Below are 18295 nucleotides of genomic sequence, written 5' to 3' on the forward strand. Positions count from 1 at the left end.
GAGCGCGTCGCGCAGCCGGGCCGCCGCCCCGGCGCGGTCCCGCCACCACCCGTTCGGGCGGGAGCCCACCACGTTGGCGCCGTCCACGATCAGCAGCGGGGTCTCATCCATTCCGCCAGCCTGCCACCATCGGCCGACCCGGACCCGACGCCACTCCCGGGGGTGCCGCCGCTCCGCCGCCTGCGGAGTTTGTCGCGGCGCGCGCCGGGTAGCCCCTGCCGACCGTGCCGAGCCCTACCGCGGAGGACAGACATGATGGGACCCGGTGACATCGGCTCCGACCCGTGGGACGAATTCCTGGCCCGGTACTTCGGCCGGGGCGAGGGAGGGCGCCGACCGCCGCACCGGGTCGACATCACCCGACTGATGACGGCCGACGCCCGGGAGATGCTGGCCGACGCGGCCCGGCGGGCCGCGCAACGGCAGAGCACCGACCTGGACACCGACCACCTGCTCTGGGCGGCGCTGCAACGAGAACCGCTGCGGGACCTGGTCCGGCGGGCCGGCGCCGACCCGGACACCCTGCTCAACGCGCTCGGCGGCACGGGCGACGGCGCGCCGCGCGGGGAGGTGCCGCCCAACCTGTCGCTGACCCCCGCCGCCAAGCGGGCGCTGCTCGACGCCCACCAACTGTCCCGGGCGATGGGCGCCAACTACATCGGCCCCGAGCACATCCTGATGGCGTTGCCGCTCAACCCGGAGTCGCCGGCCGGGCGGATGCTGGCCGCCGGCCGGATCCAACCCGAGTCGTTGCAGGCCGCCAACGCCGAGCGCGGGCCGATGAACGGGCCGAAGCCGGACCGGGGCACCCCCACCCTGGACCAGTACGGGCAGGACCTCACCGACCTGGCCCGCAACGACCAGATCGACCCGGTGATCGGACGCGCCGACGAGATCGAACAGGCCGTGGAGATCCTGTCCCGGCGGACCAAGAACAACCCGGTGCTGATCGGCGAGGCCGGCGTCGGCAAGACCGCCATCGTCGAGGGGTTGGCCGAACGGATCTGCGACGGCGACGTCCCGCAGACCCTGCTCGGCAAGCGCGTCGTCCAACTCGATCTGGCCGGCCTGGTCGCCGGCACCCGCTACCGGGGCGACTTCGAGGAGCGGTTGAAGAAGGTGATCGACGAGATCCGGGCGCACCGGGACGAGCTGATCATCTTCCTGGACGAGATCCACACCCTGGTCGGCGCCGGTGGCGCCGGCAGCGAGGGCGGGATGGACGCGTCCAACATGCTCAAACCCGCCCTCGCCCGGGGGGAGCTGCGGGTGATCGGCGCGACCACGCTCGACGAGTACCGCAAGAGCATCGAGAAGGACGCCGCGCTGGCCCGGCGCTTCCAGCCGGTCCTGGTGCCCGAGCCGAGCGTCGACGACACCATCGCGATCCTGCGCGGGCTGCGCGACCGGTACGAGGCGCACCACCAGGTGCGCTTCACCGACGAGGCGCTGGTCACCGCCGCCGAGCTGTCCGACCGCTACGTCACCGACCGGTTCCTGCCGGACAAGGCCATCGACCTGATGGACCAGGCCGGCGCCCGGGTGCGGTTGCGGACCCGCACCCCCGCCTCCGACGTGCGGGAGTTGGAGCAGGAACTCGACGACGTCCGCCGGGACAAGGAACAGGCGGTCACCGACGAGCAGTACGAGCGGGCCTCCGCGCTGCGCGACCGGATCGCCGAGCTGGAGGCGGAGATCCGGCGCGCCAACGGCGAGGACGGCACGTCCGGCTCGCAGGTGCCCGAGGTGGGCCCGCAGGAGATCGCCGAGGTGGTCTCCCGGGCCACCGGCATCCCGGTCAGCCAGCTCACCGAGGAGGAACGCGACCGGCTGCTGCGCCTGGAGGGGCAGCTGCACCAGAAGGTGGTCGGTCAGGACGACGCGGTCACCGCGGTCGCCGAGGCCGTCCGCCGGTCCCGCGCCGGGCTGGCCGACCCGGAGCGTCCGATGGGAAGTTTCCTGTTCCTCGGGCCGACCGGCGTCGGCAAGACCGAGTTGGCGCGGGCGCTGGCCGAGGCGTTGTTCGGTGAGGCGGACCGGATGGTCCGGGTGGACATGAGCGAGTTCCAGGAGCGGCACACGGTCAGCCGCCTGGTCGGCGCGCCTCCCGGGTACGTCGGCTACGAGGAGGCCGGTCAGCTCACCGAGGCGGTGCGGCGCCGCCCGTACGCGGTGGTGCTGCTCGACGAGATCGAGAAGGCCCACCCGGACGTGTTCAACATCCTGCTCCAGGTGCTCGACGACGGGCGGCTGACCGACAGCCAGGGTCGCACTGTGAACTTCAAGAACACCGTCCTGATCATGACGAGCAACCTCGGCTCCGAGCTGATCACCGGCGCCCAGCGCTCGGTCGGCTTCGGCACCGGGGACGTGGGCAGCGAGCAGGAGAGCAACGAGCTGCGCGAACGGCTGATGCGCCGGCTCCAGGAGAACTTCCGCCCGGAGTTCCTCAACCGCATCGACGAGGTCATCATCTTCCGTCGGTTGGAGGCCGAGCAACTACGCGACATCACCGCGCTGCTGCTGGAGGAGACCCGCCGTCGGATGCACGCCCAGGACCTCCAGGTGGAGTTCACCACCGCCGGCATCGACTGGCTCGCCGAGCACGGCTACCAGCCGGAGTTCGGCGCCCGTCCGCTGCGCCGGGTGATCCAGCGCGAGGTGGACAACCACCTGTCCCGGATGTTGCTGGAGTCGGCGATCTCGCCGGGGCAGAAGGTCACTGTGGACGTCCGCGACGGCGCGCTCACCTTCGACGTGACCGCGGGCGAGCGGGGGTACACCGCCGCCACGACCACACACCCGCGATGACCGGGCCGGCGCGAGGAGACGACCACGAGGACCCGCACGAGCCCGCGAACCCGCGGGACGAGGACGAGCATCCCGAGCCCATCCTGGCGCCGCCCACCGCGAACCCCCGCCGGACCCGGGTGCCCGCCGAGGGCCTGCATCCGAAGACCGACCGGGACGACCCGGAGACGTCCGGGCCACCACCTGCGAGAGGAGACCCGATGGTACGCGAAGCGCGGCTCGACCCCGAGGTGGAAGTGCTCTGGGAGGACTTCCACGCCGAGGTCAACGTCCCCTCCGAGCAGCTGCGGACCTGGCTGCTGACCCGGGGCTCCGGGGAGGAGTCGTTCAGCCCGAGCCCGAACCTCGACCTGCCCCAGCCGGGGCGGGAGATCCTCAAGGTGCTCAACAAACGCAAGGTCGACCTCACCCCGGAGGACATCGAGGTGATGCGGGCGGCGGTCGAGCGGATCCGCGAGTTGATGGACGCCAAGCCGCCGCGCGGCAACGCCGACGACGGCTGGCGGCACTCCCTGCTCGACCTGGGCCACGACCCGCTCGTCGAACGCTGAACGCGGCCACCCGTGACGGTGCCGTCCCGCGACCCCGGGACGGCACCGTCACGGCGTGTCACTGGCCCTTGTCGGATTCCAGGCTGCCGATGGTCAGGCCGGCCGCGTCGGCGGCGGCGTCCCGGTCACCGCGGGTCTGGTCCTCCCGGGTGAGCAGGTTCGCGTACTCGGTCACGTCGGCCGGGTCGGGCACCGCCGGCAGGCGGCGCAGGAACGCCTCCACCGCACGGGTGGCGGCGGTGTGCGCGGAGGCCGCCTGGCGCAGCAGTTCGCGGTCGTCGGCGGGCGGGTAGAGGTCGGTCATGTCCGCCAGATACCCGGCCAACGGCGGTTCGCACCCCACCGGCGGGTCAACCCGGTCGGGCCGCGCTGGGCTGCCGGACGCCGAACCCCGGGTTACGCGGCAACCAGGCCAGGTACGCCGGATGCGGGGCCAACGAGTCGACGTACGCCGCCTTGGCCGTCTCCAGCACCAGCTCGGCGCCCTGGGCGGCGGCGGAGTCCGGATGCCAGCCGAGCAGGAGCCGCCAGCGCAGCGGTGTCCCGGCGAGGCGGCGGGTGACCAACCCGGCCACCGGACGGAACGTCGCCTGGCACAGCGCCACCGCCACGCCGGCGTCCACCAGGTCGACGCAGCCGCGGATGTCGGTCTCGTACACCTTCTTGGGGGTGAAGCCGGCGCGGGCGCAGGCGGCGGCGAAGCAGTCGGCGAAGCAGCCGTCGCCGGGTGCGGCCACCCACTGCTCGTGGCGCAGGTCCCCCAGGCGCACCTCGTCGTGCGCGGCGAGAGGGTGGGTCTCCGGCAGCAGCACCAGCACCGGGTCGACGGCCACCTCCTGCCAGCTCAACCCGAACCCGGCGGACGGGCTGGCGTCGCCGCACACGCCGGTGAGCGCGAAGTCCAGGCGACCCCCGGCCACCAACTGCGCCAACTCGTCCACCGACCAGGAGGCGTACGTGGTGATCTGGGCGGGTGGCTGCTCGGCCGCCAGCCGGTGCACCAGCCGACCCAGGATCGGGCTGTTCACCCCACCGAACCGGTAGCACGGCGGCGCGTCGCCCGCCCCGGCCAGCCGAGCGGCCTCGTCCTGCAACCCCTTCATCGCCGGCAGCAGCACCCGGGCACGGGCCAGCACCAGCTCGCCGAGCGCGGTGGGCCGGGCCCCGCGCCGGTCGCGCTCGAACAACGGGCCGCCAAGCGTCCGCTCGATCCGTTGGAGCTGGGCGGTCAGCGCCGGCTGGGCCAGGCCGAGCGCCGACGCCGCCTTCGTCACGCTCCCCGTCTCCGCGATCGCGCAGACCACCCGCAGGTGACGCAGCTCCAGGTTCATAGGGTGACGGTAGGACTACGCGTCAGCCGGCGGAATAGCCCGAGCGGATCGGTGATAATGAATGTACTCCCGGGGCCGCCGCCACGCCTCACCCGCGGGGCGGCTCCGGCAGGTCCTCCAGGTACGTCGGCCGCCGGGTCACCGCGTCGAGGACCTTGTCCACCACCCCGACCGCCGGCTCCACGATCCGGTTCCACGGCGGGGTGGCCGGAGTGCCCGGGTGCGGTCGGGTCGGTGCCGCCTCCTCGGCGATCTCCAACCGGTTGCCGAGCCGGACCAGCTCCTCCTCGGTCGCGACCGCGCGCAGCTCGGCGACGAGCCCGTCGACCCCGTCGACGTGCCGGCGGACCCGCTCCGCGACGTCGGTCAACGCCTCGTCGGTCAACCCCTTCAGCGCGGCCAGCAGGGCGGCGTCGGCGTCGATCTCGGCGGCCACCCGTCCGGTGGCGGTCGGCAGCGCCGCGCGCACCGCCGGCAGCAGGTACTGCTCCTCGGCGGACAGGTGTCGCGACAGCGCGGCGGTGAGCACCGCCAGCCCCTCCTGCGGCGTGGCGTCCGGGCCGGTCAGCTGATCCAGCAGCGCCAGCAGCTGCTGGTGCTCCCGGTCGACGATGTCGGCGATGCTGCGACCAGCGGGCCGGTAGCCCTCCTCGGAGGCGGGCGTGGGCGGCAGCGGCGGCAGGGGAACGGCGGACATGGTGCCCTCCTCGACTGGCGGGCGGAAGCTCCGGCAGGGGACGTACGGTCGTGGGCGGCGATACCCGAACGCCCTCGACGCGAAACCGGACCGTCGATGCGTCCGGCCCTCAGCGCCGGTGCGCCGACCTGTCGGCCAGCTCGGGCTGGTATGAAGAGGCGATGACGAGCGATGCCGCCTCCGCCCGACCCGACCCGAGCGCAGAGGTCGTGGACCTCTGCCGAGACCTGCTGCGCATCGACACCACAAACACCGGGGACAACGACACCAGCGTCGGCGAACGCCGCGCGGCCGAGTACGTGGCGGAGAAGCTCGCCGAGGTGGGCGTGGAGTCCGTCCTGCACGAGTCCGCGCCGGGCCGGGCCAACGTGGTGGCCCGCATCCCGGGCACCGACCCGAGCCGGGGTGCGCTGCTGGTGCACGGCCACCTGGACGTGGTGCCCGCCGACGCCGACGAGTGGTCGGTGCACCCGTTCTCCGGCGAGCTGCGCGACGGCTACCTGTGGGGCCGGGGCGCGATCGACATGAAGGACTTCGACGCGATGGTGCTCGCCGTGGTGCGGCACTGGCAGCGCACCGGCGTACGCCCGCCGCGCGACATCGTGCTCGCCTACACCGCCGACGAGGAGGCCGGCAGCGACTACGGCGCCCGGTTCCTGGTGGAGCACCACCGCGGCCTCTTCGACGGCTGCACCGAGGCGATCGGTGAGGTCGGTGGTTTCTCCTACTCGGTCAACGACAGCCAGCGGCTCTACCTGATCGAGACCGCCGAGAAGGGCATCGACTGGCTGCGGCTGCACGCCAAGGGCCGCCCCGGGCACGGCTCGATGGTGCACGACGACAACGCGGTCACCGCGCTCGCCGAGGCGGTCGCCCGGATCGGCCGGCACCGCTTCCCGGTGGTGGTCACCGACACCGTGCGGGCCTTCCTGACCGAGGTCTCCGACCTGCTCGGCATCGAGCTGGACCCGGACGACCCGGAGACGGCCATCGCCAAGCTCGGCCCGATCGCCAACATCATCGGCGCGACCATCCGGAACACCGCCAACCCGACCCGGTTGAGCGCCGGCTACAAGGACAACGTCATCCCCGGCCGGGCCACCGCCACCATCGACTGCCGCAGCCTGCCGGGCCAGTCGGAGCTGCTGGAGCGGCAGCTGCGCGAGCTGGTCGGCCCGGACATCGCGATCGAGTACATCCAGCGGCAGCCGGCGCTGGAGACCACCTTCGACGGTGACCTGGTCGAGGCCATGTCGGCCGCGCTGCGCGCGGAGGACCCGGGGGCGCGGCCGGTGCCGTACATGCTCTCCGGCGGCACCGACGCCAAGGCGTTCGCGCAGCTCGGCATTCGCTGCTTCGGATTCGCCCCGCTCCAGCTGCCCGCCGACCTGAACTTCTCCGCGTTGTTCCATGGCATTGACGAGCGCGTTCCGGTGGACGGACTACAGTTCGGCGTGCGGGTTCTCGACCGGTTCCTCCGCACCTGCTAACCGCGTCCGGCCGTTGCCGCCGGCGCACGACCTCCCAACGTGAAGGGACTGCCCCACATGACCGACCAGCACGGTGAGCTGGACGCCGCTCTCGAGCGGGTGATCGAAGCGGCCCGTCACCACCTGGCCGCCGTACGGGCCGCGCAGGGCCGCGTCGACGACGACGACGTCTGGCAGGCGTACGTGGCGTTGAACAACGCCTCCTTCGCGTACGACGAGCGGCTGCTCGACGCCTTCGGCGAGGTGACGCCGTGGGATGTCGACTCGATCGACCCGGACGAGGCCGACGAGCGTTTCGGCGGCGGCGAGGGGGCCGAGGCCAGCGACCCGCACCCCCGGGTGATCTCGGTGCGCCAGCGCCGCGACTACCGGGTGCCGAGCGTCGCCGCGCTGCTGCGGGTGGCCGAGGCGGCCCGTCGCGAGGGCACCCCGGAGGACGACGAGCCGGCACCGGTGGAGGGCGTCGGCGAGGCGGTGCTGGAGCTGCTGCAGAGCGGCGACGGCTCCCTCGGCGCGTTGGACGTCCCCGAGCTGGAGCCGCTCGACGGGGTGGTCATGGTCAGCGAGGTGGGCACCCCGGTGGACCTGGAGTCGTTCGACGACGACGACGCGGTCGGCCCGTTCCAGCCGGCGGCCGACGACCGGCTGGTCGGCCGGCTCGACGAGCACCCGTTCCTGGAGCTCGACGAGGACCACGACCACGATCACGCCGGGCACCAGCACTAGGCGCCCTGGGCCGGTTGTCGCCCGGGCCCCGGGTGGGGCTCCGGGCGGCACCGCCCGCCGGTCAGTACGACAGGCCCGGCTGCGGCTGGTTGACCCGCCGCCGACGCAGCACGACCTGCCGCGTGCCGTCCCGGTACAGCCGCACCCGGGCCAACTCCCACCCGGAGAACTCCGCCTGGATCGCCAACTGCGCCGCCGCGGTCAACCGGTCGACGTTCGGCGGCAGCCGCAGTGGCGCGTATTCGTAGTCCATGCCACCCATGCTGCCCAGCCCAGCGGCCGTCCGCCACCCCCTCCGGGGTGACCAACGACGCTGCCGCGGATTCCGAAGCGGCAGCGGTGGCGGCCTCGGTGCCCTGGTGGGTGGGAGTGTCCCGGGGAAGCCGTATACCGGGGAGTCGTATACATGCCCCCTGAGGCATGTCGCCCGGTGGCGCGGCACCGCCCGGACGGGGGCTGGGGTTCGACGTCAGCCGGGGCGGACGTTCGCCGTCAGCAGCGCGGCGAGGGCCGGCGCGGCCAGGGCGACCGCCCGGGCGCTGCCCGGGTCGACAGTGAGCCCCCACGACGGGTCCGGCCAGTCCTCGAACAGTTCCGCGCAGGGCAGCGTGACGAACGGCACCCCGTCTCCGCTGAACGCGGCGAGCGCGCGCGGGGAGGTGAAGATCGGCAGCAGTGGCGCGCCGGTGGCGTCGCCGAGCACCGTCCACGGGAAGTCGGCGTCCGCCGCCGGTTCCCCGGCCAGCGGGACGCACACCGTGGCGCCGGCCAGCACCCCGAGATAGCCGGGCAGGTCGTGCCGCTCGGCGGCCGCGGCGAGCACGGCCACCACCGCCGGCTCGACCGCCTCGGTGGATCCCGGCCCCGCCGGTCGGACCAGTGCCGACCGGTCGGCCGGCGGCAGCACGCGGCAGGAGAGCGCACCGGGCTCGCCGGTCAACACCGCGGCGGCGGTACGGGTCACGAACACACTGAGCCGCCGCACCTGCTCCGGAGTGCGCGGTGCCTCGTACCACCAGCCCTCGTCGTCGGTCGGGCGGTGCCAGCCCAGCGCGGCCAGGCGTGCCTCGTCGTGGCCGGGGCAGACCACCCGCACCACCTCGCGGCGCACCAGCAGGCGGATGCCGCGCGGACCGGCGGCAAGCTCCAGGTCGGTGTCCCGGTCGCAGCGGGCGACCGTGTCGCGCAGCCGCGTGGCGATCTCCGGCCAGGATGGCGGCGTCACGCCGGTGGGCCGGCAGGCGGTCGCCCAGCCGGCCGAGCCGGGCCACGGTCTCCTCCAGGCGGCCCAACGCCGAGAAGTCGCCCGGCCTGCCGAACAGCTCGCCCAGGCCCGCGCCGAGCGCGACGTCCAACCCCTCGGTGTGCTCCTCGACCTGCGCGGAGGTGGCGGCGCGAGCCCGCCGGTACGCGTCGAGCACCAGCTCGGCCACGCCGTCGGTGCCGGCGCGCAGCGCGGCGGGCGCGAGGGTGAGGCCGGTCAGCGCGCCGGTGGCGTCCACGGTCGCCGAGACCAGACCGCTCTCGTCGGTCGCGGTGCCCGACAGCTCGGCCAACTCGTCGCCCAGCCCCGCGAACCGGCGCTCGATGTCGGCGATCCGGCCGGCGAGCGTGTCGAAGGCGGACGTCGGGTCCGTCATGATCCCTCCCCCGTGGATGGTGCGACCGGGTGGTGCCCGGCGGCCGGAAGATCGTATCGTCGGTGGGTTCGACACATGGGGGAGGAACGGCATGCCGCCGGATATCGACGTCGACGTGCAGGCGATCCGTCGACTGGAGACGGCCGCCCAGCGGGTCGCCGGCTCGCTCGCCGCGCTGGAGGGCCAGCTCGCCTCGGCCGGTGACGTGCCGTCGGACGCCTTCGGCCACCTGCCGTTCGCCAGCGACATGCTTCGGGCGAAGTACGCCGGGCAGGTCGCCGGCGGTCAGGAGTTGTTCGGCGCCGCGAACGCCGCGTTCGGTCGGGTCGCCAAGGCGCTGGGCGACACCATCGAGACGTACGAGCACAACGAGCGGGAGCTCGACGCCGGCTTCAAGGCGATCCAGTCGGGGCTGCCCGGATGAGCGGGCCGGCCGGCAGCGCGGTCCAGCTCTGGAACGGCCTCGACAACGCGCTCTCCGGCGTCCAGGACGCGGTCAACAGCGTCTGCCGGACGCTGGCCTGGCCACTCATCCAACTCGTCGACCTGGTCGACGGTGAGCCCGCCGTCCTGCGCGCCAAGGCCGCCGAGTGGGACGCGCTGGCCACCCAGGTGCGCGACCTGGCGCAGGGCCACCGCGGCGTCCGCGAGTCCGCGCAGGCCGGGTGGCGCTCACCCGCCGGCGCGGCGTACGGCCAGCGGTTGGCCGACGTGGAGCGGCAACTCCTCGACGTCGCCGACCAGTTCGCCGCGACCGCGGAGTACCTGCGCGGGGTCGCCGACGGCCTGCAGACCGTCCACGACGTGCTCGTCGATCTGTGCGTGGAGTTCGTCAACTGGCTGCTGGTGACGCTGGTGACCGCGTTGCTGATGGCCCCGGTGACATTGGGGGCGTCCTGGGCGGCCGGGGTCGGGGTGGCGGTGACCAGGGGGCTGATCGTGGTGACCCGGATGCTGAAGGTGATCCGGCCGCTGGCGGCGCACCTGCAGAAGGTCATCCGCCTGCTCCAGCGGGTCCTGCTGTACCTGCGCAAGCTGCGCACCCACCTCGACAAGCTTGTCGACATGCAGAAGGGCCTGCGCACCGGCGCGAAGTACGCCGACAAGCGGCGCGCCGCGGGCACTGTCGACAAGTGGTACCACAAGGTCCTCGACCCCACGAAGGGCACCTACAAGCTGGGCAAGTCCGGTTCTCCGTTCGACATGGGCGTCTTCGACCGGGCCGCCGCGCTGCGGGCGCACGGCGTCGCCGACGGCGCCCGGGTGATCGCCCGGGACTGGGCGACCAACCTGCCGTGGAACGTGCCGAACTCGGTCGTCCACGGCGTCACCTGGGGGGCCGTCGCGTTCACCAGCGGGCTCTCCGTCCCCGGTAGCGAGCAGATCGGCGACCAGGTCGACCAGGCGGTGCGCGGCGGTGCCGACTGGATCGACCAGAATGTCTTCGGGCAGCCGCCCGCGAATCAGCCCTAGGGGCCGCTTGCCCGGTCGAGGAGGTACGGCGTGACGGCAGAGCAGCGGGGTCGGCTGGGTCGGTTCACCGACGCGGTGCTCGGCGGCGCGCGGGCCGCCCGGGACAAGGCCCGCGAGCTGCGCGACGAGTTCCGCACCAGCGACGAGCCGGAACGCGCCCTGGTGGCGCCGCTGCTGGCCGGGCAGGAGCTGCGCTACGTGGGGCTGGGGCCGGTGCGCATGTCGCAGACCCACCAGGCCGGTCGGCAGCTCGCCGACGACGTCGCCACCGAGTTGGCCGACGCGCTCGACCCGAAGGTGCTGTTCGGGCTGCTCAACATCGTCAACCCGGTGGTCTGGGTCGACGCGGTGCTGACGCCGGTGCGGCTGGCCGCCGGCGTGCTGCTGCTGCCGGGCAACGCCGGCGCCCTCGCCGCCGGCCTGCCGGAGCCGGCCGCGCCGGAGCCGTCCGTGCCGCACCAGCCGGCTCCGCGGCCGACGATCCCGCTCACCGAGGAGCAGGAGGCGTTCCGCGCGCTGTTCCGGCTCAGCCAGCACCGCCCGCTGGCCGACCAGCTCGCCGAGATCGCCTACCGGCGGCGGTACGTCTTCAGCGGCGACCTCGCCACCCTCGCCGGCAGCCTGCTGCTCTTCCTGGAGCGCTACACCGGCACCCCGCTGGCGGTGACCGACACCCACCTGCACCTGCTGCGGATGGGCCCACGCCCGGACGCCGACCGGCCCGACCGGCGGCAACCACGGGTGCTGTGGAGTGCGCCGCGCAGCCGGGTGGCCCGGGTCGACTCCGAGCGGGGCGCGACCGGCCTGGTGCAGCTCACCTCCACAGTCGTCTTCGACGACGGCTCGTGGATCCGGCTCACCCAGCCCGCGCTCCGCGACGACCAGTCCCGCTTCCTGACCGCGATCCACGAGCTTCCCGGTCAGCGCCCGACCCCGTGACCCGGCTGGCAGGTCAGCTGTCGCGTTCGGGGTAGCCGACCGGCACCGCGGAGACGTCGTCCAGCGCGGTGGTGATCTCCTCGGGCAGGGTGATCCGTTCCACCTGGAGCGCGCCGAGCAGCTGCCCCACCGTCCGGGCGCCGAGGATCGGCGCGGTCACGCCGGGCCGGTCCCGGATCCAGGCCAGTGCCACCTCCAGCGGCGACACGCCCAGCCCACCGGCCGCGGTCGCCACCGCCTCCACGATGCTGGAGCAGCGCGGCTCCAGGTAGGTGGCGACGAACCGCTCGAAGTGCGGCGACGCGGCCCGGGAGTCGGCCGGCCGGCCGTGCCGGTACTTGCCGGTCAGCACGCCCCGGCCCAGCGGCGACCAGGGCAGCACGCCGAGCCCGAGCGCGTCGCACGCGGGCAGCACCTCCCGCTCCACACCCCGCTCCAACAGCGAATACTCAACCTGGGCCGCGACCACCGGCGCCCGCCCCGGCCAGGCGGTCTGCCAGGCGGCGGCCCGCGCGGTCTGCCAGCCGGAGAAGTTCGACACCCCGACGTAGCGGACCTTGCCGCTGGCCACCGCGTGGTCCAGCGCGGCCAGGGTCTCCTCAAGTGGGGTGTCCGGGTCGTACCCGTGCACCTGGAACAGGTCGACGTGGTCGGTGCCGAGCCGGCGCAGCGACGCCTCCAGGGTGCGCAGCAGGTGCCCCCGGGAGCCGTCGCGCCGCCGGCCGCTGCCGGGGCGCAACCCCGCCTTGGTGGCGATCAGCAGCTCGTCGCGGGGCACCAGGCTGCCCAGCAGGGAGCCGATCACCGATTCGGCGTCACCGTCGCCGTACACGTCGGCGGTGTCGATCAGGTTGCCGCCCGCGTCCAGGTAACTCTTCAGCTGGGCCGCCGCATCGTCGGCGTCGGTGTCCCGGCCCCAGGTCATGGTGCCGAGCGCGAGCCGGGAAACCGCCAGCCCGCTTCGGCCGAGCGGTCGCTGTTGCATGGGTGAACCTTATTTCGAACCCGCCGCCACGGATATCCTCGCTCCCGTATCTCTGCCGGTTCTGCCGGTTCCGCCGCGGTGGGCTGCCCCGACGGACGGGGCAGCCCAGGTGTCGAGCCGGTGATCGAGTCCGTTATCGGCATTGCGTAACCTGGTGCGACCTGTGCCACGGATGGGGGAGGACCAGTGCGACTCGGGCTCAGTCTCGGATACCAGACAGCGTGGAGCACACCCGCCGACCACCTGGCGTTGGCCCAGGAGGCGGATCGGCTGGGCTACTCGGTGGTGTGGGCGGCGGAGGCGTACGGCTCCGACTCGCCCAGCATGCTCGCCTGGATGGCCGGCCAGACCGAACGGATCGACGTCGGCGCCGCGGTGATGCAGATCCCCGCCCGGACGCCGGCGGCCACCGCCATGACCGCCGCCACCATCGACGCGCTCTCCGGCGGCCGGTTCCGGCTCGGCCTGGGCGTCTCCGGCCCGCAGGTCTCCGAGGGCTGGCACGGCGTGCGGTTCGCCAAGCCGCTCGCCCGGACCCGCGAGTTCGTCGACATCGTGAAGCTGGCCGTCGCCCGCAAGGAGGTGGCGTACCAGGGCGAGCACTACACGCTGCCGCTGCCGGACGGCCCCGGCAAGGCCCTCCGGCTGGGCTTCCACCCACCCCGCGAGCACATACCGATCTATCTGGCCGCGGTCGGCCCGAAGAACCTGGAGCTGGCCGGCGAGATCGCCGACGGCTGGCTGGCGGTGTTCTACGCCCCGGAGTTCGCCGAGGAGCAGCTCGCCTCGGTCCGCGCCGGGCGGGCCAAGATCGGCAAGGAGCTGGCCGGGTTCGACGTGGTGCCGTCGGTGCCGGTGGTGATCGGCGACGACGTGGCCTCCTGCGCCGAACTCGTCCGCTGGTACGCCGCGCTCTACGTGGGCGGTATGGGCAGCCGGGAGCAGAACTTCTACAACCAGCTCGCCACCCGGATGGGCTACGGCGACGCCGCCCGCGAGGTGCAGGACCTGTACCTGGCCAAGCGGCAGCGTGACGCCGCCGCCGCCGTACCGATGGAGTTCATCGACCGCACCTCGCTGCTCGGCCCGAAGGAGCGCGTCGCCGAGCGGATGCGGGAGTACGCCGCCGCCGGCGTCACCACGCTGTCGGTGAGCCTGTTCGTGGCCGACCGGGACAGCGGTGTGCAGACCCTGCGTACCGTCGCGGAGGCGCTCGACCTCTCGGGAGTCGGCGAGTGACCTGGGTCGAGGCCATCGTCCTGGGCATCGTCCAGGGACTGACGGAGTTCCTTCCGGTCAGCTCGTCGGGGCATCTGCGGATCACCTCGGCGATCTTCTTCGACCGGGACGCCGGCGCGTCGTTCACCGCGGTCACCCAGCTCGGCACCGAAGCGGCCGTGCTGATCTACTTCGCCAAGGACATCTGGCGGATCACCCGGACCTGGCTGATGGGCATCCGGGACACCTCGGTCCGGTCCAGCCTCGACTACCGGATGGGCTGGTACGTGATCGTCGGCTCGATCCCGATCGGCCTGTTCGGTTTCCTGTTCAAGGACCAGATCAAGACCGCCGGGCGCAACCTGTGGGTGGTGGCGACCACGCTCATCGTGTTCGCGTTCGTGTTGGCGTTCGCCGAGTACTGGGGGCGACAGACCCGCACCCTGGAGAACTTCCGGATGAAGGACGGCGTGGTGATGGGCTTCGCCCAGGCCATGGCGCTGGTCCCCGGGGTGTCCCGGTCCGGTGGCACGCTCACCGCCGGGCTGCTGCTCAACCTGACCCGGGAGGCGGCGGCACGGTACTCGTTCCTGCTGGCCATCCCGGCGGTGGTGATGTCCGGCGTGTTCAGCCTCGGGGACGTCTTCGAACCGTCCGCCCCGGGCACGTCAGTGCCCACCGTGGCCCAGACGATCGTGGCCACCCTCATCGCCTTCGGCATCGGCTACGCGGCCATCGCCTGGCTGCTGCGCTACGTCGCGCACCACACCCTGTACGTCTTCGTGCTGTACCGGGTCGCGCTGGGCACCCTGGTCCTGGCCCTGCTGCTGACCGGCACGATCAACGCCACCTGATCCGCCCGCCGACGGCCCCCGGTCGCGCCTGGCGGCGCCACCGGGGGCGTTCGCAACCCCACCGGCAGATCTTGGACAGTTTCCGTCAGCGGCTGACGGAAACTGTCCAAGATCTCAAGATGCGGCCAGCGGTCGGTGGTCGCGCCGGGGTCAACACGGTCGTGCGGCACCGCCCCCCGCACCAACCGATCACACGCACAGCCCGCGCAGGTCGGCGGCGCAGCGGAGGCCTAGGGTGGTCCTGTGGCGACCCTTCTGCTTCTGCGACACGGCCGGACCACGGCGAACGCCGACGGCGGGCTGGCCGGTCGGCAACCGGTCGAGCTGGACGAGACCGGGCGCGCCCAGGCCGCCGCGGTGGGCGAACGGCTGCGGGTGGTGCCGCTGGCGGCCGTGGTGACCAGCCCGCTGATCCGCTGCCGGCAGACCCTGGAGTTGGCGGTCCCGCAGGCCACCCCGGAGGTCGAGGACGGGCTGATCGAGTGCGACTACGGCAGCTGGGAGGGCCAGCCGCTGAAGAAGCTCGCCAAGGAGCCGCTCTGGCCGGTGGTCCAGCAGCGTCCCAGCGCGGCGGTCTTCCCGGATGGCGAGGCGATGGCGGCGATGGCCGGGCGGGCGGTGGCGGCGGTGCGCTCCTGGGACGCCCGGGTGACCGCCGAGCACGGGCCCGAGGCGGTCTGGCTGGCGTGCAGCCACGGCGATGTGATCAAGGCCATCGTGGCGGACGCGCTCGGCGTACACCTGGATCTTTTTCAGCGGATCGTGGCCGACCCGGCGTCGGTGACCGCGATCCGGTTCACCCCGCTGCGGCCCTTCGTGGTCCGGCTCAACGACACCGGTGGCGATCTCGCCGCCCTGGTGCCGCCGCCGCGCAAGCGGCGGCGGCGAGCGCCCCGTGCGGCGGATTCGGACGCCGCGGTCGGCGGCGGGGCCGGTGCGGCCTCGTGACGACGCGCACCCGGCGGGCCGGAACGCCCCCGCTGGCCGGCGCCGGTTCCGCCACGCCCGGGTATCACCGCTGCTACGCCGGGCGCGCCGCCGGTGCGGCGATTCGGGTCGGTGGGGTGCGCGATGCCACGACGGGCCGGATAGGGTCGTGGGTATGACCCACCAGGTGCACGCCTTCGAACCGCCAGAGCGGTTCGTCGCCGGGACTGTCGGGCCGCCGGGGGAGCGCACGTTCTTCCTGCAGGCCCGCGGCGGCGGCAGGCTGGTCAGCGTCGCGCTGGAGAAGGTCCAGGTGTCCCTGCTCGCCGAGAAGCTGGAGGAGCTGCTCACCGAGGCGCAGCGTCGCTTCGGGGTGAGCCTGCCCGAGCTGGCGCCGGTGATCGGCGACAACGAGCCGCTGGACACTCCCGTCGACGAGGAGTTCCGGGTCGGGACCCTCGGGCTGGCCTTCGACGTGGACACCGCGACCGTGGTGATCGAGGCGATCGCCGCGGGCGAGGTGGAGCCCGAGGTCGAGCTGGGCGACGAGGACGACGAGGACGACGACGACGAGGACGACGAGCCGGACGAGGACCTCGATCGGCTCCGGGTCCGGCTCACCCCGCAGGCCACCCGCCAGTTCATCGAGCGGGCCCGGCGAGTGGTCAACGCGGGCCGGCCGCCGTGCCCGCTCTGCGGCCAACCGTTGGACCCCGCCGGGCATCTCTGCCCGCGGCACAACGGTTACCACCGGTGACCTCGTCCGGCCTTCAGCCTCGCCAGGACGGCGACGCCGCGCTGCGGCTGCTGCGGGACGGCGTGCTCGACCTGGAGGGTCGGCTGGTCGACGCGTCGAACACGACGCTGCGCGGCATCCTGACCCTCGGGGAGCTGAGCGCCCGCTGCGTCTACAAGCCGGTGCGCGGTGAGCGTCCGCTCTGGGACTTCCCGGACGGCACCCTGGCCGGCCGGGAGGTCTCGGCGTACCTGGTCTCCCGGGCCACCGGGTGGGACCTGGTGCCGCCCACGGTGCTGCGCGACGGCCCGTTCGGCCCCGGCTCCTGCCAGCTCTGGATCGACGAGCCGGAGGACGCCGAGCCGCTGGTCGGGTTCGTGCCCGCCGAGCAGGTGCCACCCCGCTGGTTCCCGATCGCCGCGGCCCGCGACGACGACGGCGCCGCGTACGCCCTCGCCCACGCCGACGATCCACGGTTGGCCCGGCTCGCGGTGCTCGACGCGGTGATCAACAACGCCGACCGCAAGGGCGGGCACGTGCTGGTCGGTGCCGAGGACCGGATCTACGGCGTGGACCACGGGGTGAGCTTCCACGTCGAGGAGAAGCTGCGTACGGTGCTCTGGGGCTGGGCCGGCCGGGAGTTGCCCCCGGACGCCGTGGAGATGCTGGACACGTTGGCGGGCCAGGTCGCCGGGGCGCTCGGCGCGGAGCTGGCCGACCACCTGACGATCAGCGAGGTGGCCGAGGTGGCCGCCCGCGTCGACCGGCTGCGACAGACCCGCCGCTTCCCGCAGCCGCCCGAGGACTGGCCCGCCATGCCCTGGCCACCCATGTGAAAACGTTGTCATCTTGATCACCCGTGGGGCGCTCCGGAGCCGTCGTCGCGCTGGCTAGGCTGATCCCATGGAGTCTTGGGCGGGACACGAGGTGCCACAGCTGCCGGGCAGGGGCGAGCCGCTGGCGTTGTACGACTCGGCGCGGCAGGGTCTCCAGCCGAGCGAGCCGGCTGACGCGGGGAGCATGTACGTCTGCGGCATCACCCCGTACGACGCCACCCACCTCGGTCACGCCGCCACCATGATCACGTTCGACCTGGTGCAGCGGATGTGGCGCGACGCCGGCCGTCCGGTGCGCTACGTGCAGAACGTCACCGACATCGACGACCCGCTGCTGGAGCGGGCGGCCCGCGACGGCGAGGACTGGGTGGTCCTGGCGATGCGCGAGACGGCGCTGTTCCGGGAGGACATGGAGGCGCTGCGGATCATCCCGCCGGAGCACTACGTGGGCGCGGTCGAGTCGATCCCGGACATCGCCGAAAAGGTCGAGATGCTGCTCAAGGACGGTGCCGCGTACCGGCTCGACGACGGCACCGGCGACGTCTACTTCGACATCTCCGCCGCGCCCCGGTTCGGCTACGAGTCGAACCTGACCCGCGAGCAGATGCTGGAGATCTTCCCCGAGCGCGGCGGCGACCCGGACCGGGCCGGCAAGCGCGACCCGCTGGACCCGCTGCTGTGGCGTGGCGCCCGCGAGGGCGAACCGTCCTGGCCGGGCGGAGAGCTGGGCCCCGGCCGCCCGGGTTGGCACATCGAGTGCGCGGTGATCGCGCTGAACCTGCTCGGCGACCGGATCGACGTGCAGGGCGGCGGCAACGACCTGCTGTTCCCGCACCACGAGGCATCCGCCGCGCACGCCGAGCGACTCACCGGCCAGGCGCCGTTCGCCGAGCACTACGTGCACGCCGGCATGATCGGCCTGGACGGCGAGAAGATGTCCAAGTCCCGGGGCAACCTGGTCTTCGTCTCCCGGCTGCGCGCCGACAAGGTCGACCCGATGGCGATCCGGCTGGCGTTGATCTCCGGGCACTACCGCGCCGACCGCACCTGGACCGAGGCGCTGCTCACCGCCGCGCAGGAG

General features: G+C 73.2%; 19 protein-coding genes and 1 pseudogene. 13 read left to right on the forward strand and 7 right to left on the reverse strand.

Going from position 1 to position 18295, the window contains the following annotated elements; genetic code table 11:
- Positions 1-252 precede the first annotated feature (252 nt).
- Both JM949_RS22180 and JM949_RS22185 read left to right on the forward strand, forming a co-directional pair.
- Positions 253-2811 (forward strand): ATP-dependent Clp protease ATP-binding subunit, encoded by a 2559-nt coding sequence (locus JM949_RS22180; RefSeq protein ID WP_203150285.1) that lies wholly within the window; start codon positions 253-255, stop codon positions 2809-2811.
- Between the two features lie 200 nt (positions 2812-3011).
- On the forward strand, positions 3012-3362 hold the full coding sequence (locus JM949_RS22185) for a DUF3140 domain-containing protein (RefSeq protein ID WP_203150301.1): 351 nt from the start codon (positions 3012-3014) through the stop codon (positions 3360-3362).
- A gap of 58 nt (positions 3363-3420) precedes the next feature.
- Here the strand turns inward: JM949_RS22185 and JM949_RS22190 are convergent, their stop codons facing one another.
- The 3 genes from JM949_RS22190 to JM949_RS22200 all read right to left on the reverse strand — a co-directional run bounded on the left by JM949_RS22190 (position 3421) and on the right by JM949_RS22200 (position 5390).
- On the reverse strand, positions 3421-3666 hold the full coding sequence (locus JM949_RS22190) for a hypothetical protein (RefSeq protein ID WP_203150286.1): 246 nt from the start codon (positions 3664-3666) through the stop codon (positions 3421-3423).
- 46 nt (positions 3667-3712) lie between these two features.
- Positions 3713-4693 (reverse strand): LysR family transcriptional regulator, encoded by a 981-nt coding sequence (locus tag JM949_RS22195; RefSeq protein WP_203150287.1) that lies wholly within the window; start codon positions 4691-4693, stop codon positions 3713-3715.
- Positions 4694-4781: 88 nt separating this feature from the next.
- Positions 4782-5390, reverse strand: a complete 609-nt coding sequence (locus tag JM949_RS22200) for a hemerythrin domain-containing protein (protein ID WP_203150288.1) — start codon at positions 5388-5390, stop codon at positions 4782-4784.
- Between the two features lie 161 nt (positions 5391-5551).
- Here JM949_RS22200 and JM949_RS22205 point away from each other — a divergent pair, with 161 nt between their 5' ends.
- Both JM949_RS22205 and JM949_RS22210 read left to right on the forward strand, forming a co-directional pair.
- Positions 5552-6880 (forward strand): M20/M25/M40 family metallo-hydrolase, encoded by a 1329-nt coding sequence (locus tag JM949_RS22205; RefSeq protein WP_203150289.1) that lies wholly within the window; start codon positions 5552-5554, stop codon positions 6878-6880.
- A gap of 57 nt (positions 6881-6937) precedes the next feature.
- On the forward strand, positions 6938-7606 hold the full coding sequence (locus tag JM949_RS22210) for a hypothetical protein (RefSeq protein WP_203150290.1): 669 nt from the start codon (positions 6938-6940) through the stop codon (positions 7604-7606).
- A gap of 61 nt (positions 7607-7667) precedes the next feature.
- Here the strand turns inward: JM949_RS22210 and JM949_RS22215 are convergent, their stop codons facing one another.
- The 3 genes and pseudogenes from JM949_RS22215 to JM949_RS39890 form a co-directional block, all read right to left on the reverse strand.
- A complete protein-coding gene (locus tag JM949_RS22215) occupies positions 7668-7859 on the reverse strand; it encodes a DUF5703 family protein (protein ID WP_013734349.1) in 192 nt (63 codons plus the stop codon).
- A 216-nt stretch (positions 7860-8075) separates the two neighbouring features.
- Positions 8076-8831 carry an SseB family protein gene (locus tag JM949_RS39260; protein ID WP_203150291.1) on the reverse strand — a complete coding sequence of 252 codons (756 nt, stop codon included), beginning with the start codon at positions 8829-8831 and terminating at the stop codon, positions 8076-8078.
- 142 nt (positions 8832-8973) lie between these two features.
- Positions 8974-9339 (reverse strand): annotated as a pseudogene (locus JM949_RS39890) (YbaB/EbfC family nucleoid-associated protein); the annotation flags it as partial.
- Between JM949_RS39890 and JM949_RS37540 the strand changes: the two are divergent.
- The 3 genes from JM949_RS37540 to JM949_RS22235 are packed head-to-tail and all read left to right on the forward strand — an operon-like array spanning position 9338 to position 11658.
- A complete protein-coding gene (locus JM949_RS37540; RefSeq protein ID WP_238433660.1) occupies positions 9338-9670 on the forward strand; it encodes a hypothetical protein in 333 nt (110 codons plus the stop codon). The pseudogene JM949_RS39890 and the gene JM949_RS37540 sit on opposite strands and share 2 nt — an antisense overlap.
- Positions 9667-10719 (forward strand): WXG100 family type VII secretion target, encoded by a 1053-nt coding sequence (locus tag JM949_RS22230; protein ID WP_203150292.1) that lies wholly within the window; start codon positions 9667-9669, stop codon positions 10717-10719. The genes JM949_RS37540 and JM949_RS22230 overlap by 4 nt, the downstream gene beginning before the upstream one ends.
- A 30-nt stretch (positions 10720-10749) precedes the next feature.
- Positions 10750-11658 carry a hypothetical protein gene (locus tag JM949_RS22235; RefSeq protein ID WP_203150293.1) on the forward strand — a complete coding sequence of 303 codons (909 nt, stop codon included), beginning with the start codon at positions 10750-10752 and terminating at the stop codon, positions 11656-11658.
- Between the two features lie 13 nt (positions 11659-11671).
- On the opposite strand, the gene JM949_RS22240 is transcribed toward JM949_RS22235, so the two are convergent.
- Positions 11672-12643, reverse strand: coding sequence for an aldo/keto reductase (locus JM949_RS22240; protein WP_203150294.1), 972 nt, complete (start codon positions 12641-12643; stop codon positions 11672-11674).
- 186 nt (positions 12644-12829) lie between these two features.
- Here JM949_RS22240 and JM949_RS22245 point away from each other — a divergent pair, with 186 nt between their 5' ends.
- From JM949_RS22245 to mshC, 6 genes are all read left to right on the forward strand, one after another.
- Positions 12830-13882 (forward strand): LLM class F420-dependent oxidoreductase, encoded by a 1053-nt coding sequence (locus JM949_RS22245; protein ID WP_203150295.1) that lies wholly within the window; start codon positions 12830-12832, stop codon positions 13880-13882.
- On the forward strand, positions 13879-14715 hold the full coding sequence (locus JM949_RS22250) for an undecaprenyl-diphosphate phosphatase (RefSeq protein WP_203150296.1): 837 nt from the start codon (positions 13879-13881) through the stop codon (positions 14713-14715). Before JM949_RS22245 ends, JM949_RS22250 begins: the two co-directional genes overlap by 4 nt.
- A 243-nt stretch (positions 14716-14958) precedes the next feature.
- A complete protein-coding gene (locus JM949_RS22255) occupies positions 14959-15663 on the forward strand; it encodes an MSMEG_4193 family putative phosphomutase (RefSeq protein ID WP_203150297.1) in 705 nt (234 codons plus the stop codon).
- A gap of 154 nt (positions 15664-15817) precedes the next feature.
- Positions 15818-16399: a DUF3090 domain-containing protein gene (locus JM949_RS22260; RefSeq protein ID WP_203150298.1), complete on the forward strand. Its 582-nt coding sequence runs from the start codon at positions 15818-15820 to the stop codon at positions 16397-16399.
- On the forward strand, positions 16396-17214 hold the full coding sequence (locus tag JM949_RS22265; RefSeq protein WP_203150299.1) for an SCO1664 family protein: 819 nt from the start codon (positions 16396-16398) through the stop codon (positions 17212-17214). The genes JM949_RS22260 and JM949_RS22265 overlap by 4 nt, the downstream gene beginning before the upstream one ends.
- A gap of 67 nt (positions 17215-17281) precedes the next feature.
- A partial coding sequence (mshC, locus tag JM949_RS22270; protein WP_203150300.1) for a cysteine--1-D-myo-inosityl 2-amino-2-deoxy-alpha-D-glucopyranoside ligase occupies positions 17282-18295 on the forward strand: 1014 nt, incomplete at its 3' end.

Origin of the sequence: Micromonospora tarensis (genome assembly GCF_016803395.1) — a bacterium.
GTDB classification, from domain to species: Bacteria; Actinomycetota; Actinomycetes; order Mycobacteriales; family Micromonosporaceae; genus Micromonospora; species Micromonospora tarensis.

Excerpts from the sequence above, each read along its gene's own strand:
- JM949_RS37540 (WP_238433660.1), top strand. The coding sequence starts at position 9,338 with ATGCCGCCGGATATCGACGTCGACGTGCAGGCGATCCGTCGACTGGAG.
- JM949_RS22195 (WP_203150287.1), bottom strand. The coding sequence starts at position 4,693 with ATGAACCTGGAGCTGCGTCACCTGCGGGTGGTCTGCGCGATCGCGGAG.
- JM949_RS22190 (WP_203150286.1), bottom strand. The coding sequence starts at position 3,666 with ATGACCGACCTCTACCCGCCCGCCGACGACCGCGAACTGCTGCGCCAG.
- JM949_RS22200 (WP_203150288.1), bottom strand. The coding sequence starts at position 5,390 with ATGTCCGCCGTTCCCCTGCCGCCGCTGCCGCCCACGCCCGCCTCCGAG.
- JM949_RS22180 (WP_203150285.1), top strand. The coding sequence starts at position 253 with ATGATGGGACCCGGTGACATCGGCTCCGACCCGTGGGACGAATTCCTG.
- JM949_RS22215 (WP_013734349.1), bottom strand. The coding sequence starts at position 7,859 with ATGGACTACGAATACGCGCCACTGCGGCTGCCGCCGAACGTCGACCGG.
- JM949_RS22205 (WP_203150289.1), top strand. The coding sequence starts at position 5,552 with ATGACGAGCGATGCCGCCTCCGCCCGACCCGACCCGAGCGCAGAGGTC.
- JM949_RS22260 (WP_203150298.1), top strand. The coding sequence starts at position 15,818 with ATGACCCACCAGGTGCACGCCTTCGAACCGCCAGAGCGGTTCGTCGCC.
- JM949_RS22185 (WP_203150301.1), top strand. The coding sequence starts at position 3,012 with ATGGTACGCGAAGCGCGGCTCGACCCCGAGGTGGAAGTGCTCTGGGAG.
- JM949_RS22230 (WP_203150292.1), top strand. The coding sequence starts at position 9,667 with ATGAGCGGGCCGGCCGGCAGCGCGGTCCAGCTCTGGAACGGCCTCGAC.
- JM949_RS22210 (WP_203150290.1), top strand. The coding sequence starts at position 6,938 with ATGACCGACCAGCACGGTGAGCTGGACGCCGCTCTCGAGCGGGTGATC.
- JM949_RS22240 (WP_203150294.1), bottom strand. The coding sequence starts at position 12,643 with ATGCAACAGCGACCGCTCGGCCGAAGCGGGCTGGCGGTTTCCCGGCTC.